This window comes from Shinella sp. CPCC 101442, from assembly GCF_024704725.1.
In the GTDB taxonomy this organism is placed as follows: domain Bacteria; phylum Pseudomonadota; class Alphaproteobacteria; order Rhizobiales; family Rhizobiaceae; genus Shinella.
This window is the reverse complement of sequence record NZ_JALIQS010000003.1, coordinates 969,709-986,204: the sequence shown is the minus strand read 5'-3', so window position 1 is coordinate 986,204 and position 16,496 is coordinate 969,709. Positions and strand designations below refer to the sequence as shown.

The window sequence follows — 16,496 nt, the reverse complement described above, 5'->3', positions numbered from 1 at the left end:
CGGAATCGAGAGGTAAGACCCATGGCAATCCGCACCATCGTATGGGGTGAGAATATTCACGAGCAGACGAATGAAGTCGTCCGCTCGATCTATCCGAACGGCATGCACAACACGATCGCGGATGCGCTGAACAGGGATGCCGCGATTTCGGCGACGACCGCGACTCTTCAAGAGCCGGAACACGGCCTGACGGAAGCGCGTCTTGCCGAGACGGACGTGCTGATCTGGTGGGGGCATAAGGACCACGGCGCCGTCGATGACGCGGTGGTCGAGCGCGTCGCAAAGCGCGTCTGGGAGGGCATGGGCCTTCTCGTGCTGCATTCCGGCCACTTCTCGAAAATCTTCAAGCGGCTGATGGGCACGCCCTGCGCATTGAAATGGCGCGAGGCCGGCGAGCGCGAGCGGCTGTGGAACATCAATCCGCGCCATCCCATAACCGAGGGCCTCGGCGACAATTTCGTGCTTGAAAACGAGGAAATGTACGGCGAGCAGTTTTCCGTTCCCGAGCCGCTCGAGACGGTGTTCATTTCCTGGTTTGCCGGCGGCGAGGTCTTCCGTTCGGGCCTGACCTGGCGCCGTGGTGCGGGCAACATCTTCTATTTCCGCCCCGGCCACGAGACCTATCCGACCTATCACGATGCCAATGTCCAGAAGGTGCTGGTCAACGGCGTGAAATGGGCCTTCAACCCGCAGGGCACCTATACGGCCATCCACGATGCGCCGAATGTACCGGTCGAGAATGCGCTGGAGCCGATCGTCGAGCGCGGCCCGAGACTCCACCAGGCCGGCGAAGCCGGATACCGCTGAGGTTTTCATGCGTCTTCTCATTCTTGGAACCGGCGGCATGGCCAATACCCATGCCCAGCACTTTGCCGCAATCGATGGCGTCGAACTGGTCGGCGCCGTCGATGTGGACCCCTCGCGCGCAAAAGCGTTTGCTGATACGCACGGCATTCCCAACGTCTTCACCTCGCTGGAAGACGCGATCGCCTGGGGCGAATTCGACGCGGCAACCAATGTGACGCCCGACCGCGCGCATCATCCGACGACGCTGGCGCTGCTGGCTGCGGGCAAACATGTCATGTGCGAGAAGCCCTTGGCGGAGACCTACGCCAAGGCCGACGAGATGGCGCGTGCGGCCGAAGCCTCCGGGCTGGTCACCATGGTCAACCTCACCTATCGCAATGTCGCACCCTTGCAGAGGGCGCGCGAAATGGTGCTGGCGGGCGAGATCGGCCGCGTGCGCCACGTCGAAGCCTCCTACCTGCAAAGCTGGCTCGTCTCCAAGGCCTGGGGCAACTGGGCGACGGAAAGCCAATGGCTCTGGCGTCTTTCCACCCGGCACGGCTCGAACGGCGTGCTCGGCGACGTCGGCATCCATATCCTCGATTTCGCCAGCTATGGCGCGGGCAGCGACGTGGAACACGTCTTCGCCCGGCTCAAGGCCTTCGACAAGGCGCCGGACAACCGCATCGGCGAATATGATCTCGACGCCAATGACAGCTTCACCATGACCGTGGATTTCGCCAATGGCGCACTCGGCGTCATTCACTCCAGCCGCTGGGCGACGGGCCATCTCAACGAGCTTCGCCTGCGCATGCATGGCGACAAGGGCGCGCTGGAGGTCATCCATTCGACGGAGGGATCTCAACTGCGCGGCTGCCTCGGCGAGGATGTCGAGAAGGCAATATGGCGGGATATCGATGCCGGTACGGTGCTGACCAACTATCAGCGTTTCGCTGCGGCGGTCGCGGCCGGCGAGCAGGTCGAGCCCGGTTTCCGCCATGCTGCGGAACTGCAGAAGATTCTCGATCTCGCCATCGAGACTGAGAAAGAGCGTCGGGAAATGAAGGTCTGAGGTCAGGCCGGCGCCGGACCTGTCGAGCCGCGGACGATGAATTCGACCGGCCACACCTCCTGCAAGGTCTCGACCGCTTCGCCCTGTAACATCCGCAAGACCATGTCGCCGATCCGCTCGCCAGCCGCGCGGATCGGCGATTGCGTCGTGGTGAGCGCCGGCATGAGATTGTCGGGGCTCAGATAGGGGAACACGTCGTCATGGGCGATGAGCGAGACGTCGCGACCGACGGTCAGCCCGGCGATGCGGATCGCTCGCATGGCACCGAGTGCCGACATCATGGAGCCCGCGATGACGGCGGTCGGTGGGGCGGGCAAGGCGAGGAAGGCTTGCATCAGCCGAAAGCCGGTCTCGTCCGTGAACTCGCCATGGCCGGTGAGGGCAGCATCGAGCGACAGGCCGCAAACCTCGAGCGCGGCGCGAAAACCGTCGTCGCGGTCGCGTGCATAGGTGCTGGCGGTATCGCCGTTGATCAGCGCGATGCGGCGGTGGCCGAGACCGGCAAGGTACCGGGTCGCCGTTTCGATGGCGCCGAAATTGTCGATGTCGAGATAGGCGAAGGGTTTTTTGGCCTCGCTGCGTCCATGCAGGATGAACGGCAGACCGAGTGCCCGAAGAAGCACGATACGGTCGTCCGTGCAGGCGGGTGTATGAACAATGACGGCATCCACTCTCTTGCTTGCGGCAAGCCGGCGATAGGCAGCGGCCTCGTCGTCCTCCGTCTCGACGGTCGAGAGGAGAATATCGATGCCATCCTTTTGCAGGCGCGTTGAAAGACCGCCCATGAATTCGCTGGAATGCGGCCCGAAACGCCCGCCGCCCCGGAAGACGATGCCGATCGCGCCGGCGCGGCCGGTCGCCAGTCGCTGCGCACTGATATTGGGCCGATAACCGAGCCGTTCCGCGGCTTCCAGCACGCGCGCCCGCGTCTCGGGCCTCACCTCCGGATATCCGCTCATCGCACGGCTTACCGTCGTCTGGGAAAGGCCGATGCGAGCGGCAAACTCCTTGAGGTTCATCCTTCGTCCCTGACGGTCGTTCGCCGCCTTTATGAACCGTCCGATACGATGCAGCAAGCGAAGGTGCGGAGGAGGGGCGAATCTCTTTCGGGGGACCGGTGCCGGCTCTCAGAAGCCGCTGATGTCAGGTTGCACAATGCTGCTTGTATTCTCAAAATAGCACGCTAAAGTAATATTATTAACGATAAGGTTGTGTTTCGGACAAGGTTCGACCGGACGCGCATGCGGGTTTTATATGGCGCAGGCGGCGTTGACCTGCGTCCTGGAAAACGCCTTCAGCGCGACGGCGCGGAAAGTTTGGCGATCATTTTCGGGGGGATGCCATGCTGGCGGGCACAGATGGGGCTGCCGCAGCAGGTCCGTCTGCGCGGTCGGATCTCGTCGCGGAGGAGGGCCGGAGCGCGGCAAGCGGCTGGTTTCGGTGGATGGGGGCAGCACAGTCGCCCTGTCGACCGGAGACGTTTCTGGTCTACAGCGCCACGCAGACCGGACGCCGGCCTGCCTATCTTCGCACACTGGATCGCCTGTTCGGCGCCCGGCGAGCCGGCCTCGGCAGGATCCTTCTGTCGCGTGCGCCCGTGCTCTTTCTGATGATCGAGGACGCCTTCATTTCTTACATCGTCATCTGCCTGTTGCGCGCGGCCGTCGGCAGGCGAACGGCGGGGCTGCTTCTGCGTCCCATGCCCCTCGTGGCGTCGAGCCGCCTACACTACCGGATCAAGCGCACGCTTCTGCATTGGCTCAAGCGTCTCGAAGCGGTCCAGACGCTGACCATTCTTCCCTTCACGGTGCTTCCGGCGGCGGCCTTTGTCGCAAGGGACTGGATCTATGACATCGAGCTTTGGGACCTGACGGATGAGGAGCGCGCGGCGGTGGAATGCCTGCGGCAGGAACGACGGCCGGGCGATCGGCTGGTCCTGACGTCCCTTGGCCGGCAGAGTGCGCGGAAGGGGTTCGATCTTTTCACCGAAAGCTACGGGCGTTGCGCCGGGTTGCGCGACCGCTTCCGCTTCATTGCCTGCGGCAAGGTGGTACCAGCGCTTGCCGACCGCGCCACGGCGTTTCGCGGGGCGGGCGGGGTGGTCGTCGACCGCGTCATCTCGGATGCCGAACTGCTCGGCGCCTATGCGGCGAGCGATTTGGTCTGGTGTCTTTATCCGCCGGTTGGCGATCATGCCACGGGTGTTCTCGGTCGGGCCGCGCAGCTCGGCATTCCCGTCTTCGTGCGGGAGGGGTCGCTCGCGCATCGCCTTTGCGCCGTGGAAAACATTCCGCATGTGGCTGCGACAGCGGAGGGCGTCGCGCTTCGTCTCGCCGGTCCACTGCCGCCGCACGATGCGATGCGGGGGCGACGTATGGCCCGCGACTTCACTCTTCAAAGCGAGACGCGGCTGCGCGCTGCTTTGGGGCTTGCCGCGAGAACGGTTGCGGCCGAAGCGTGAGCGGTCTCAGATGAGACGCTTGCCGTCCTCGCCGATCACTTGCTCACCGTCTTCCTTCGCGAAGGGGCCTGAATGCGTATCGGGAAGGATATCGAGCACCTGTTCCGACGGACGGCAGAGCCGCGTGCCGAGCGGCGTCTTGACGAAGGGCCGGTTGATGAGGATGGGATGGGCGATCATGTGGTCGAGCAAGGCTTCATCGGAGAGCGATGGGTCGGCAAGGCCGAGCACCGAAAAGGGCGTGTCCTTCTCGCGCACGGCCTCTCGGATGGTGAGCCCTGCTGCGGCGATCATCGCAGCCAGCTCGGCCTTTGACGGCGGCGTGGCGAGATAATCGATGATCGTCGGCTCGATGCCCGCATTGCGGATGAGGGCCAGCGTGTTACGCGAGGTGCCGCATTTCGGGTTGTGATAGATCGTCGCGTCCATGTTTCGGGCCTTTTCACAAGCACATGTCCAGAGAAGGCCATACGCGTCATGCGGCGAACGTCAAGACGTGACGCAACTTGACGGAAGGTGCGATCATAAATATAACTTGTTATATAACTGGGAATGGAACTCATGTCGGACGATATTGTGCGCATGCTCGGCTACCTCTGCCTCGGCAGCCGCCTCAAGCGCATCGGAGAGCAGGTGCAGTCGGATACCCAGCGCATCATGGAGCGTCTGGACGTAACCTTGCAGGCCGGGCAGTACCCGTTGCTGGCCGCCATCGACCGGCTGGGGCCGTTGTCGGTCGGCGAGCTCTCGGAGGCGCTCGGCGTCACGCAGCCGGGCGTCACTCGCGCGGCGGGCCTCTTGGCCGAAGCAGGCTACCTCACCGCGCGCAAGGAGAAGAGCGACCAGCGCATTCGCCGCCTCTCGCTGACACCCGAAGGCGAGGCGCTGGTCGCCCGCTCGAAACAGGAAATCTGGCCCGTGATCGAAGCGGCGGTGCGCAATGTCTGCGATGCCCTCGATGGCAGCCTGCTCGACCGGCTCGACCAGTTGGAGGATGCGCTTCGGGAAAAACCGCTTCACCGCCGCGCCCTCGATACGGAAGGAACCCGCCCATGAGGAACACCCTGCTCGATCGGCCGATCTGGAGCGCCCTTGCAACCGTTCATGCCGCGCTCGGCGAAGGTGCCGGCCTTGCGCGCCGCTATAGGCCGGGGCTCCTGGCTTTTGCCGGTACGGAGATGGATACGCCTGAGGCGATGGCCGACTTTGCCGCGCTCGTGCGTCCCGGCGAAACCCTCTATTTTCTACAGGCCGACCCCGTTCCGCCAGCTGCCGGCTTCGAGGTGCTGGTCGCGGCGGAGGCGGTTCAGATGGTCGCGCAGAATGTTCCCGCCGCTGTACCGGACGAGGCCATCGTGGCGCTCGGGGAGGGCGACGCCGAAGAGATGATGACACTTGCCACCCTCACCAAGCCGGGGCCGTTTTCGCTGAAATCGCAGGAGCTCGGCCGCTTCTGGGGCGTGCGCGAGGGCGGGCGGATCGTCGCGATGGCCGGCGAGCGCATGAAGCAGCCGGGCTATACCGAACTCAGCGGCGTCTGCACCCATCCCGACCATCGCGGCAAGGGCCATGCGCGGCGCTTGTCGCTCCACGTCGCCGCCCGGATCCTCGAGGCTGGTGCCCAGCCGTATCTTCATGCCTATGCCAGCAACACGGCCGCCATCGGGCTCTACGAGGCGATCGGATTTTCGCAGCGGCGGTCCATGCATGTGGCGGCCCTGCGCCGGCCGGACTGACGTTCAGCGCCCTGTCAGCCGCATGACCGATCCTGCAGCCATCAACGGCAGGATCGCAGATGAACGGACTTTTCAAGACGGCGGCACTCTTCCTCGGCCTAGGCGCCGCAGCACTCGGCACCTATCTCGTGACCATTCAGCTCACGGGCAATTTTGCAGCCGTCGTGCCCGGCGAAGTCTACCGTTCGAACCAACCGACGGCGGCCGATATCGCCGCCTATGCCGGACGCTACGGTATCCGCACGATCATCAATCTTCGGGGCCGGGAGGAAAATGCCGCCTGGTACGAGGATGAGGTGGCGGCCGCAAAACGCCTGGGAATCGGGCTCGTCGATTTCCCGATGGTTGCCGACCAGCACCTGGATGCGCAGGGTGCCGCACGGCTCGTCGCGATCCTGAAGGACGCTCCCCGACCGATCCTCATCCATTGCCGGTCCGGCGCCGACCGCACGGGCCTCGTCTCCGTCATCTACCTCGCAAAGGTTGCCAAGGTGGATGAGGCGACGGCCGAGCGACAGCTTTCGGTGCGTTACGGTCATATCGGCATTCCGGTGCTATCGCCGACCTACGCCATGGACGAAAGCTGGGAAGCGCTGGAAATGGCCGGTACATAGAGCATCTCCGGACCGTATAACGCGATCAGGAAAAGCTAGAGCATAAAATCGCCCGCCACCAGGATGACGGGATCGTCGAGGTGGATCGCGAAGTCGGCAAGGCCATCGCCATTCGTATCGCCGTAGATATAGGTGTCGGACAGCGCCTTGTCGTAGCGCAACTCCCCCGCCTTCTTGTGGAATTTTTCCGTGCCGATGAAGGTGAAGGCCTGGTCGGCGGCGAGCTTCAGGTTCGCGTCAATAGGGCGCAGGTCCATCCTGTCGCCCTTGGTGAAGTCGAAGATCGTATCGCGCCCCGCCGTCGCCACGGTGGAATCCGCGGCGGTGAGGAAAACGAAGAGGTCCTTGCCCGCCCCGCCATAGAGATCGTCGGCGCCGCGTCCGCCCGTCAGCGTGTCGTCGCCGGCGCGGCCATCGAGCACGTTGTCGCCGGTATTCCCGACGAGCGTGTTTGCGACGGTGTTGCCTATCCCGTTGATCCGTGCCGCGCCTGTCAATGTCAGGTTCTCGGTATTCGCGCTCAGGGTCCAGTTGATGGAGGCCTTGACGAGGTCGGTGCCTTCATTGGCATTTTCGCCCGTCACGTCTTTCAGATTGTCGACGACGTAGGTGTCGTTGCCGATGCTGCCATACAGGCGGTCGGCACCCGTGCCGCCATCGAGCGTATCGTGGCCGGAATAGCCGTAGAGGACGTCGCCGTCCTTGCTGCCGCGCAGCGTGTCGTTGCCGGCGCCGCCCTTGAAGATATCCGGCGAGATGCCTTTGACCGTGAGGGTGATGTCGGCCGCCGCCGTGCCGCCCTTGCCGTCGGAAACGGTATAACGAATGACAACGGCCTTCGCCTCGCCAGCGCCGATGTTCTGATTGGCGGCAAGGGTCGGATCGTAGCGCAGCCGTCCGTCCGCAGCGATGGAAACGCTGCCGAAACCGGAGCGGACGGATGCGGCTGTCACCGTGAGAACATCGCCGTCGTCGTCATGCGCGCGGGAAAGCACGTTGAGGAAGAGCGGTGCGTTCTCGAAGGTGGCAGCGGCGGTGGTTGCCGGTAGAATAGGCCGGTCGTTCACATTGGCGACGGTGAGCGCGAAGGTGGTTTGCGCCGTCCGTCCGCCGGTGTCGGTTGCGATCATGCGGATGCTGAGGACACCCACGGCATCGTTGTCGGGCGTGCCGGAGAAGGTGCGCGTTGCCGGATTGAACTTGAGCCAACCGGGCAGAGCGCTGCCGCTTGCAAGCTTCGCACTGTAGGTCAGCGTGTCGGCCTTGTCGGGATCGACGAAGACGGTTGAAGGCACGGAATAGGTATAGGCCTTGTCCTCCGTTGCCTTCTGGGCGGGAATGACGGCTGCGATCTGCGGGGCGTCGTTCACATTGGCGACGGTCAGATTGAAGGTGGTTTGTGCCGTTCGCCCGCCGGTGTCGGCGGCTATCATGCGGACGGCGAGCGTGCCGACGGCATCGTTGTCGGGCGTGCCCGAGAAGGTGCGCGTGGCTGGATTGAATTTGAGCCAGCCGGGCAGGGCACTGCCACTTGCAAGCTTGGCGCTGTAGCTCAACGTGTCGGCCTTGTCGGGGTCGATGAAGATGCCGGAAGGGGCGGTGTAGGTGAAGGCCTTGTCTTCGGTCGCTGTCTGGGCGGGAATGGTTGCGGCAACCTGCGGGTCGTCGTTCACATTGGTGACTGTCAGATTGAACGTGGTGCCTGCCGTTTTCCCGCTGGCGTCGGTCGCCGTCATCCGGATGGCGAGAGTACCGACGGCGTCATTGTCGGGTGTGCCCGAGAACGTGCGCGTGGTGGGATTGAACTTGAGCCATGCTGGCAGGGCGCTGCCATTGGCGAGTTTTGTACTGTAGGCCAGTGTGTCTGATGTGTCGGGATCGATGAAGGTGCCGGCGGGAACGGTGTAGCTGAAGGGCTGGTCTTCGGTCGCCGTCCGCGTCGGAATTGCGGCGACGACCTGCGGATCATCGTTCACATTCTGCACGACCAGCGTGAGAGTTTCCGATCCGGCCGCGCCGCTGGTATCGGTCGCAGTCACACGGATGAGGAGCGTGCCGACATCGTCATTCCCGGGCGTGCCGGAAAATGTTCCCGTGGCCGGATCGAAATGCAGCCAGGCCGGAAGCGGAGCGCCGCTTTCCAGCTTCGCGCTTCGGGTGAAACTGTCGAACGTATCCGGGTCCTTGAAGGTGTTTGCCGCCAGCGTGAAGCTGAACGGCTGGTCCTCCGGCGCGGTCTGTTGCGGGATGGCCTCTGCCGTCGGTGCGTCGTTGATCCAGAAGACGCGCTGGTAGATGCCGTTGCCGGAGCCGTCCTGGTCGCTGGATTCCCAGGCGACGATCCAGGCATCGTTCGGCAGCGCCTTAACTTCGGGCAGGAGCTGGCTCCCTGTCGTATGGATGTTGATGCGGATCTCGTCGCCGACGGGCTCGCCGTTTGCGTTGAAGGCCTGTTGATAGACGCCCCCGACGTCGCCGTCCTGATAGAAGGAGTTCCATGTGACGACCCATCCGCCATTCGAAAGCGTGGTGATCCCCGGTTCGACCTGATCGGCTGGCGTATGGGTATTGACCTGCCGCTCCTCGCCGAGCGCGTTGCCCTGGCTGTCGAAGACCTGCTGGTAGATGCCGGTGCTGAGCGTGTCGTCCTGGCCGCCGGATTGCCATGTGACGACCCATCCGTCGGCGAGCGCCGTGATTTTCGGCAAGACCTGGTCACCGGAATCATGGCTGCTGACGCGGATATCCGGGGTGCGTGCGGTTCCATCGACGTTGAAGGCTCGCTGGAAAATGTCGAGCCCCGAGGCGCCCGGCGCCTGCCATGTGACGACCCATCCGTCATCCGAAAGCAGTGTGACCTGTCCATTCGTCTGGTGTCCGGCGCTGGCGACATGGACGCGCATTTCGGAGGTGAGGGCGATGCCGTCGGCGGCAAAAACCCGCTGGAAGATATCCAGGCCGCCCTGGTTCTGGCTTTCGGAATGCCAGATCACCACCCAGCCGCCACTGGCGAGAAGAGCAATCCGGGCGTCGGATTGGCCGCCGGCGGTCGCTACATTGACGCGCGCCTCGGCGCCGACCGTCTGGCCATCGGCGCCGTAGACCTGCTGGTAAACGCCCCAGTTGGAGCCATCCTGCCCATAGGACTGCCAGGTGACGACCCAGCCGCCGCCGGGAAGGGCGGCAATCTGCGGCAGGATCTGGCTGTTGGTCGTGGTGGAATTGACAAGGGTCTCAGGCCCCGTTGGATCGCCTGCAGCGTCGAAGACCTGCTGGTAGATGCCGTTGCCCGATCCGTCCTGTCCGGTGGATTGCCAGACGACCACCCATCCGCCACCCTGCAGGACGGCGATCTGCTGTTGATACTGCTTGTTGTCCGGTGTGGCGTTTACCTGGCGTTCGGAGCCGAGCGGCTGACCGGCCGCGGAGAAGGCCTGCTGGTAGACGCCAAAGTCCGACCCGTCCTGGCCGTCGGACATCCATGTCACCACCCAGCCGCCATTGTCCGTCACGGCGATGCGCGGCCCGCTCTGAGCGCCGTCCACATAGCTGTTGACGAGCATCTCGTCCGTGCCTGCGACTGTCATGGCCTGTCCCCAAAGGCAAGATCGCGCCGCAAGCTTCCGACCCGGCGGCGAGGCCGCCAGGTCCATGTCATTCTCGTTCTGGTGCAGTGCGCCTTCCCCGTATGGCGTATCTACACAGCTACCATCTTGCGTAGGCCTGTGCAATCCGGCGACGGAGAAAGTAAACGTGATGGTTGTTTTGAATTGTCGCCCGCCTCGGGCCGGGCGTCGCTTTTTCCCGATGCGCGGCTCTGTTATCCTTCGCGGATAGCGATTCGTCGGCGTCGGGCGCAGTGATAGACAACAGAACCCTGGAGACGCGCGATTACTATGTGATCGGCGTCGTGCTTTCTTCCGTACTCTACAATTGCGTGCTCGCGATGATCAACGCGAACGTGATGCGGCTCGGTTTTGCCCATGTGGCACTGACGGAAATTCTCATCCTCTTCGCCGGCCTCGTCTTCATCCTGCGCAAAGGGCTCTACGAGGAGGATATCGGCGTCCTTCTCTTCGCCGCCTTCACACTGGCGATGGCGGCCTACATGTCGGCGGTCAACCGCACCGTCTTCATCGACTATTTCCGCAACGTGCTCATCATCTTCTGCTTTGCCATCCTCGGGACATGGGCCAACCGGGGAACGGTGCGCACCGCGTTCAAATGGTCGTGCTGGTGCGTGCTCGGCGGCCTGATGATCGAGATCTTCCTGCTCGATCTCTACGGAACGCTGTTCTACCCGATGAGCTATTTCGAGAACACGCGCGGCCTGGAACAGATCTCCTTCGACGGCAGCAAGCTGTTCCAGAACGTGCTGCGCATTCCCGGCCGCTTCTCCTTCGGCATCATCGATCATCGCGCCGCCTCGATCTTCCTCGAGCAGGTGTCGCTCGCCAATTTCTGCGGCGTTTTGCTCATTTTCCTCACCACATTCTGGGGCAACCTGAAACGCGGCGAGCGGCTGCTGTTCTTCGCGACGATCATCCTGATCCTGCTGACGAACGATTCCCGCACCATGCTGATGTTCTCGTTCGTCTGCCTTGCCGGCTATTTTCTCTTCCCGCGCATTCCGACGGCCTGGACGCTCGTCTACATGCCGCTGGTGCTGGTGCTCGGTTTCGTCGTCTACTTCCTGCGCCCCGGCGCGGACGGCGATACGCTGGACGGGCGCGTCGTGCTGACCGTCAAGCATATCATGGAGATCGACGTCTTCGCGCTGCTCGGCCTCGAGGCCGCCAAGGCGGCGCAGTTCGCCGACAGCGGCTATGTCTATGCCGTCTATGCGGGAACGGTCTTCGGGCTCGTGCTCTTCTGGCTCTTCGTCTGTCTCTTCCCGGCCGGCCAGACGGCCGAGCAGCGCCGGTTCGCGCATTTACTTTCTATTTTTCTTTTCGTGAACATGATGATTGGCGGAAACGCCGTGTTCTCGATCAAGGTGGCAGCGCTGCTCTGGTTCCTGGCCGGCTACCTCAAATTTGCGCCGGGCGGCCGCGAAAGCCATGACCGTACGCCCGCGTTGCAGGCAGGTGCCGCCTCGGTCCGCAAGCAGACGTAGGGCCAAGCGGCCGGTTGCGCGGCGTCCGGCCCGCTCAGGATAGGCAATGCTTGTACAGCTCCAGTATCTGCGTGCGATCGCCGCCCTCATGGTGGTCTATTTCCACGCCATCCTCCAGCTTCGCAACGTTCAGCCCGACGCGCTGCTGAACGGCGCGCTTTTCGGCAAGAGCGGGGTCGACCTGTTCTTCGTGCTGAGCGGTTTCGTCATGTGGATCACCACGGCGGACAAGGCGATCGGCGCGCGCGAATTCTATATCCGCCGCATCCTTCGCATCGTGCCGCTCTACTGGGCGCTGTCGCTGCTGGCGGCCTTCGTCGCCTTCGTCGTCCCATCGATCCTGAAATCGACGGTCTTCGACCTGCCGCATGTCATCGCGACGCTGCTCTTCCTGCCCTGGATCAACCCCGCGGACCCGGCCGGATACATGATCGCGCCCGTCATCGTCCCGGGCTGGACGCTGAACTACGAGATGTACTTCTACCTGCTTTTCGGCGCGCTTCTCGGCCTGTCGAAGGCCGTCCGCCCCTATGCGCTGGCGGGTCTGCTCCTCGTCATCTTCCTGCTTTGCCAATTGCTGCCGCAGGATGTGACGGCCGCGCGTTTCTACGGCGATTCCGTCATCTTCGAATTCGTGCTCGGCGTGCTGATCGGCAAGATCTATCTGGACGGCCGGCGCCTTGGCGGAACCGTTGCCTGGCCGCTCATCGCCGTCGCCGGGGCCGTCATGGTCTACAACGACTGGATGGAATGGGATGTGCCACGCCTGTTCTCGGTCGGCGTGCCCGCCGCCATCGTCGTCGGCTGCGTGGCGCTCGTCGATTTTTCCCGCAAGCCGGTGATCGGCTGGCTCAATCTTCTCGGCGACGCCTCCTTCAGCCTCTATCTCAGCCATATCTTCGTGCTCGCCGGTGCGCGCATGATCTATGGCAAGCTGCCCTTCGACTGGATGCGCAACGAGGTGCTCTTCGTCGTACTCTGCCTCGTCGCCTCGTCGGTCGCAGCCGTGCTGCTGCACATGCTCTTCGAGAAGCCGATGGATCGTTTCCTGCGCAACCGCCGCCAGGCGCCGGCGCGACTGTCTCCAGCGAGGCCGGTCTGATGTCGTCCATGCGATCCTTGTTTGCGGCACTTGCCGCTGTCGTTGTCGCAGCTCAACCGGCGGCCGCCGCCGGTGTGTGCTTCAAGGGTGTCAATCTTTCGGGGGCGGAATACGGCGATCGCCATGGCGTCGAAAACCTGAATTTCACCTATCCATCGGAAAAGACCGTCGCCTATTTTGCCGGCAAGGGTATGAACATCGTCCGGCTTCCCTTTTCCTGGGAACGCCTGCAGCCAACGCTGAACAGCCCGCTGAGCGTCGTGGAGGTCGATCGGCTCAAGGCGGCCGTACAGCGGCTGCGCGATCACGGCATGACGGTGCTGCTCGATCCGCACGCCTTCGGCTACTACGACAAGGCGCGGCTCGGCACGCCTGAAGCGCCGGGCTTTGCCTTCGCCGATCTCTGGATCCGTCTCGCTGCGGAGTTTGCCAACGAGCCCGACGTGCTCTTCGGCCTGATGAACGAGCCCTATGACATTCCCGCGACCGAATGGCTTGCCATCGCCAATGGCGCGATCGCCGGTATCCGCAGCGTCGGTGCGCGCAATCTCGTGCTGGTGCCCGGTACGCGCTGGAGCGGCGCGCATGGCTGGCGGGCCGAGTATCCCGGCGGCTCGAATGCCGATGTCATGCGCGGGGTAAAGGACCCCATCGACAACTACGCCTACGAATTCCACCAATATATGGACCCCGATTCCTCGGGTACGAAAGGCGGATGTGCAGCGGCCGACGCGGCCACCGCGGCGCTCGTCGACGTCACGGCCTGGCTGCGTGAGACCGGCAGGAAGGGTTTTCTCGGCGAGTTCGGCGGTTCGCAGGACGATGCCTGCATTGCCGGCCTGAAGGCGATGACGGCCGTGCTCGACGACAATGCCGACGCCTGGCTCGGCTTCAGCTACTGGGCGGCCGGCGAATGGTGGCCCGAAACCGAGATCAACAATGTGCAGCCAACGGCGAAGGGCGACCGCAAACAGCTCTCGGGGTTGCCGTTGACATCCGGGAAGCAGCCGGATGCGGCGGCCTGCGTGACCATGCCGCCGGCCTGATGGCCCTTTTGGTGTCCAGAACGCTCGCAAGTTACGGCTCGTTAACCATAAGGCAATAGATTCCAGACCGGATCGCGACTCGGCCACGCCGACGAATCAACTGGATTTTTAATGAGCCGAGCTGGAAAAAACGATGACTTGAAGGGGCTTCCGGGCAGACGCCGGGGCAGCCCCGTGCTGTCGACCCATCCAGCCTCGCGCCGTGGCCCCGCCGCCGATACTGCCGACACGCTCAGCCGCCGGGATGACGCCGCCGCGCCACGCCGGGGAGGGGTGTCCGAAGCTGCGCTTTCCGCCGTCGAAACAGAGCCATTGCCGCGCGCGGCCCGCGAGCCGGTACGCGAAACCGTGACGGCCGCTTCGGTAGAGGAGGAGCCTTCGCGCAACGCGCCGCTGCTCGACATCGGCACGCTGTTGCGCGCCGTCTGGAGCCACCGTCTGCTCATTCTTGCCCTCATGGCACTCTTTGCCGTGCTTGGCGCCCTCTTCGTGCCGACGATGCCGCGCAAGTACACGGCGCAGACCAGCATCTATTTCGACCCGCGCCAGATCGAGCTCAGCGATACGAATTCGCAGAGCGGCGCTTCCTCCGAGGTCATCGTGTCGATGATCAACAGCCAGTCGAAGATCCTGACGTCGCCGAAAGCGATCGGTCAGGTGGTCGACAAGCTCAACCTGGCGGACAATTCCCTTTTCTCCGGCATTACCGGTGATCCCGCATCGCGCAGGGCGGCGATCGTTGCGACGTTGCGAAAATCCGCGACGGTGGCGCTGGAATCCAGCTCCTACGTCGTGACGCTTTCGGTGACGACGGCGGATGGCGGCGTTTCCGCCGAAGTGGCGAATGGCCTCGTGGATGCGTTCCTCGAGGAAGAGAACCAGGCGTATTCCTCGATCTATCAGCGCACGAATTCCGCCCTCGACAGCCGTCTGCGCGAACTCAGCGAAGAGGTGCAGAGGGCCGAAGAGGCTGTCGAAAGCTACAAGGCCAGCAACGACATGGTCACCGCCGACGGCAATCTGATCGCCGACAAACGGCTGGTGCAGCTCAACGAGCTGCTCACGACGGCGCAGAAGGCGTCGATCGAGGCGAAGTCGCGCGTGGATGCGGCGGTGAGCCTCAAGCTTGAAGACGCGATCTCGACCAACGGCGGCCAGCAGCAGCAGACGTCGGCCGCGCTCACCGACCTTCGCCGGCAATATGCGCAGCAATCCGCGACGGTCGGCAGTCTCGAAAGCGCGCTCGGTGCCCGTCATCCGCAGTTGCTTGCCGCCAAGGCGTCTCTGAAGGGCCTCCAGACGGAAATCCAGGCAGAGTTGCAGCGCAATCTTGCCCGCGCCCGCGCCGAGCTGGCGCAGGCCCAGCAGTCCGAGCAGCAGGTCGCCAAGGAACTTTCCATCCAGAAGTCGCTGCAGAACAACACGCAGCAGCGCCAGGTCGGCCTCAACGATCTCCAGCGTCGCGCGACGGCCGCGCGTGAAATCTACGAAGCCGTGCTGAAGCGCGTGCGCGAGACGAGCGAGGAGAAGAACCTCGCCCGCAGCAATATCCGTGTTCTTTCCGAAGCGTCGACGCCGCAGACGGCCGATGGTCCCGGCCGCAGTATCCTGCTTGTCGCAGGCCTCGTTGCCGGGGGTATCGCCGGTTTCGGTCTTGGCCTTGTCATCGCGCTTGTCAGGACGATGGTGCGGAACCCCCGCCTGCGCGACAACCTTTCGAGGATGACGCGAGAGGCATGACGGGGTCCACCGGCTCCAGAAATGAAAAGGGCGGCCGTCGGGCCGCCCTTTCTCTTTTGGCCTCGGCCTGATCTCATGCAGCGCGGAAAAGCGCCACCGCATCCTGTCCTGCCGGGAAGCGAAGCGTGCCGGTGGCATCGTTGACGGCGGCCCAGACGGCTTCTGCGACATCGGTTTCCTTGGTGGTCAGCGCCGGCTGCGCGAACTGTGCAAAGATCGGTGCGGCGAAGTCGGCATAGGCTTCCGGGATCAGGTCCTCGACCTTTACAGATGTATTCTGGGCGAACCGCGTGGTCGGTGCGTAGCCGGGCTCGACCAGCTTGGCGCTGATGCCGAAATGCGCGAGTTCATGGGCAAGCGATCCCGTAAAACCCTCGATCGCCTGCTTGCTGGCGGTATAGGCGGCGGCGAGCGGCATCGGCGCCAGCGTCGCGCTCGAGGTGACATTGACGATGACGCCCGACCGCCGCGCCCGCATCTGCGGAATGACGGCCTGCGCCATGGCCATGACGCCGAACGTGTTGGCGTCCAACACCTTGCGGATATGGGCCATCGGCGTGGCCTCGAACGCGCCGACGACGCCGATGCCGGCATTGTTGACGAGCGCATCAATGGGGCCGGCCGCCGCGATGGCGGCCGCGATGCTGGCCTCGTCGGTTACGTCGAGCGGCAGGATGCGCAGGTTCGGCGACGACGGCAGGATATCTGCGCGCGGGGTGCGCATGGTTGCGATCACGGACCAGTTCTGCGCGAGGAAATGGCGGGCCGTTTCGAGGCCGTAGCCGGACGAGGTGCCGGTAATCAGGATGGTCTTCATGAGGTC

14 protein-coding genes are annotated in these 16,496 nt (G+C 63.7%); 10 read left to right on the top strand and 4 right to left on the bottom strand.

The window, feature by feature from the left end:
* Window positions 1-21 precede the first annotated feature (21 nt).
* Window positions 22-807 carry a ThuA domain-containing protein gene (locus MUO32_RS15230; RefSeq protein ID WP_257949177.1) on the top strand — a complete coding sequence of 262 codons (786 nt, stop codon included), beginning with the start codon at window positions 22-24 and terminating at the stop codon, window positions 805-807.
* Window positions 808-814: 7 nt separating this feature from the next.
* A complete protein-coding gene (locus MUO32_RS15225; protein ID WP_257949176.1) occupies window positions 815-1,858 on the top strand; it encodes a Gfo/Idh/MocA family protein in 1,044 nt (347 codons plus the stop codon).
* A gap of 2 nt (window positions 1,859-1,860) precedes the next feature.
* On the opposite strand, the gene MUO32_RS15220 is transcribed toward MUO32_RS15225, so the two are convergent.
* On the bottom strand, window positions 1,861-2,877 hold the full coding sequence (locus MUO32_RS15220; protein WP_257949175.1) for a LacI family DNA-binding transcriptional regulator: 1,017 nt from the start codon (window positions 2,875-2,877) through the stop codon (window positions 1,861-1,863).
* A 323-nt stretch (window positions 2,878-3,200) separates the two neighbouring features.
* Between MUO32_RS15220 and MUO32_RS15215 the strand changes: the two genes are divergently transcribed.
* Window positions 3,201-4,319, top strand: coding sequence for a hypothetical protein (locus tag MUO32_RS15215; RefSeq protein ID WP_257949174.1), 1,119 nt, complete (start codon window positions 3,201-3,203; stop codon window positions 4,317-4,319).
* A gap of 6 nt (window positions 4,320-4,325) precedes the next feature.
* On the opposite strand, the gene arsC is transcribed toward MUO32_RS15215, so the two are convergent.
* Entirely contained in the window at window positions 4,326-4,748 is a 423-nt protein-coding gene (arsC, locus tag MUO32_RS15210; RefSeq protein ID WP_257949173.1) for an arsenate reductase (glutaredoxin), read from the bottom strand.
* Window positions 4,749-4,880: 132 nt separating this feature from the next.
* On the opposite strand from arsC, the gene MUO32_RS15205 reads away from it, so the two are divergent.
* The 3 genes from MUO32_RS15205 to MUO32_RS15195 are packed head-to-tail and all read left to right on the top strand — an operon-like array spanning window position 4,881 to window position 6,669.
* Window positions 4,881-5,375: a MarR family winged helix-turn-helix transcriptional regulator gene (locus MUO32_RS15205; protein ID WP_257949172.1), complete on the top strand. Its 495-nt coding sequence runs from the start codon at window positions 4,881-4,883 to the stop codon at window positions 5,373-5,375.
* A complete protein-coding gene (locus tag MUO32_RS15200; RefSeq protein ID WP_257949170.1) occupies window positions 5,372-6,055 on the top strand; it encodes a GNAT family N-acetyltransferase in 684 nt (227 codons plus the stop codon). The genes MUO32_RS15205 and MUO32_RS15200 overlap by 4 nt, the downstream gene beginning before the upstream one ends.
* A 59-nt stretch (window positions 6,056-6,114) precedes the next feature.
* The gene (locus MUO32_RS15195) at window positions 6,115-6,669 is read left to right on the top strand and encodes a dual specificity protein phosphatase family protein (protein WP_257949169.1); all 555 of its coding nucleotides are present in this window, start codon (window positions 6,115-6,117) and stop codon (window positions 6,667-6,669) included.
* A 35-nt stretch (window positions 6,670-6,704) separates the two neighbouring features.
* Here MUO32_RS15195 and MUO32_RS15190 read toward each other — a convergent pair whose 3' ends face one another.
* Window positions 6,705-10,256, bottom strand: a complete 3,552-nt coding sequence (locus MUO32_RS15190; protein WP_257949168.1) for a putative Ig domain-containing protein — start codon at window positions 10,254-10,256, stop codon at window positions 6,705-6,707.
* Between the two features lie 272 nt (window positions 10,257-10,528).
* On the opposite strand from MUO32_RS15190, the gene MUO32_RS15185 reads away from it, so the two are divergent.
* The 4 genes from MUO32_RS15185 to MUO32_RS15170 all read left to right on the top strand — a co-directional run bounded on the left by MUO32_RS15185 (window position 10,529) and on the right by MUO32_RS15170 (window position 15,673).
* Window positions 10,529-11,785: a hypothetical protein gene (locus MUO32_RS15185; RefSeq protein ID WP_257949167.1), complete on the top strand. Its 1,257-nt coding sequence runs from the start codon at window positions 10,529-10,531 to the stop codon at window positions 11,783-11,785.
* A 46-nt stretch (window positions 11,786-11,831) separates the two neighbouring features.
* Window positions 11,832-12,887, top strand: a complete 1,056-nt coding sequence (locus tag MUO32_RS15180; RefSeq protein WP_257949166.1) for an acyltransferase — start codon at window positions 11,832-11,834, stop codon at window positions 12,885-12,887.
* A complete protein-coding gene (locus MUO32_RS15175) occupies window positions 12,887-13,933 on the top strand; it encodes a glycoside hydrolase family 5 protein (RefSeq protein ID WP_374708655.1) in 1,047 nt (348 codons plus the stop codon). Before MUO32_RS15180 ends, MUO32_RS15175 begins: the two co-directional genes overlap by 1 nt.
* A gap of 174 nt (window positions 13,934-14,107) precedes the next feature.
* Window positions 14,108-15,673: a GumC family protein gene (locus tag MUO32_RS15170; protein ID WP_257949164.1), complete on the top strand. Its 1,566-nt coding sequence runs from the start codon at window positions 14,108-14,110 to the stop codon at window positions 15,671-15,673.
* Window positions 15,674-15,746: 73 nt separating this feature from the next.
* Here the strand turns inward: MUO32_RS15170 and MUO32_RS15165 are convergent, their stop codons facing one another.
* Window positions 15,747-16,490 (bottom strand): SDR family NAD(P)-dependent oxidoreductase, encoded by a 744-nt coding sequence (locus tag MUO32_RS15165; protein ID WP_257949163.1) that lies wholly within the window; start codon window positions 16,488-16,490, stop codon window positions 15,747-15,749.
* Between the last annotated feature and the right edge of the window lie 6 nt (window positions 16,491-16,496).

Coding starts and splice junctions, on each gene's coding strand:
- MUO32_RS15220 (WP_257949175.1), bottom strand. CDS start 2,877: ATGAACCTCAAGGAGTTTGCCGCTCGCATCGGCCTTTCCCAGACGACG.
- MUO32_RS15225 (WP_257949176.1), top strand. CDS start 815: ATGCGTCTTCTCATTCTTGGAACCGGCGGCATGGCCAATACCCATGCC.
- MUO32_RS15200 (WP_257949170.1), top strand. CDS start 5,372: ATGAGGAACACCCTGCTCGATCGGCCGATCTGGAGCGCCCTTGCAACC.
- arsC (WP_257949173.1), bottom strand. CDS start 4,748: ATGGACGCGACGATCTATCACAACCCGAAATGCGGCACCTCGCGTAAC.
- MUO32_RS15175 (WP_374708655.1), top strand. CDS start 12,887: ATGTCGTCCATGCGATCCTTGTTTGCGGCACTTGCCGCTGTCGTTGTC.
- MUO32_RS15205 (WP_257949172.1), top strand. CDS start 4,881: ATGTCGGACGATATTGTGCGCATGCTCGGCTACCTCTGCCTCGGCAGC.
- MUO32_RS15230 (WP_257949177.1), top strand. CDS start 22: ATGGCAATCCGCACCATCGTATGGGGTGAGAATATTCACGAGCAGACG.
- MUO32_RS15165 (WP_257949163.1), bottom strand. CDS start 16,490: ATGAAGACCATCCTGATTACCGGCACCTCGTCCGGCTACGGCCTCGAA.
- MUO32_RS15180 (WP_257949166.1), top strand. CDS start 11,832: ATGCTTGTACAGCTCCAGTATCTGCGTGCGATCGCCGCCCTCATGGTG.
- MUO32_RS15215 (WP_257949174.1), top strand. CDS start 3,201: ATGCTGGCGGGCACAGATGGGGCTGCCGCAGCAGGTCCGTCTGCGCGG.
- MUO32_RS15195 (WP_257949169.1), top strand. CDS start 6,115: ATGAACGGACTTTTCAAGACGGCGGCACTCTTCCTCGGCCTAGGCGCC.
- MUO32_RS15190 (WP_257949168.1), bottom strand. CDS start 10,256: ATGACAGTCGCAGGCACGGACGAGATGCTCGTCAACAGCTATGTGGAC.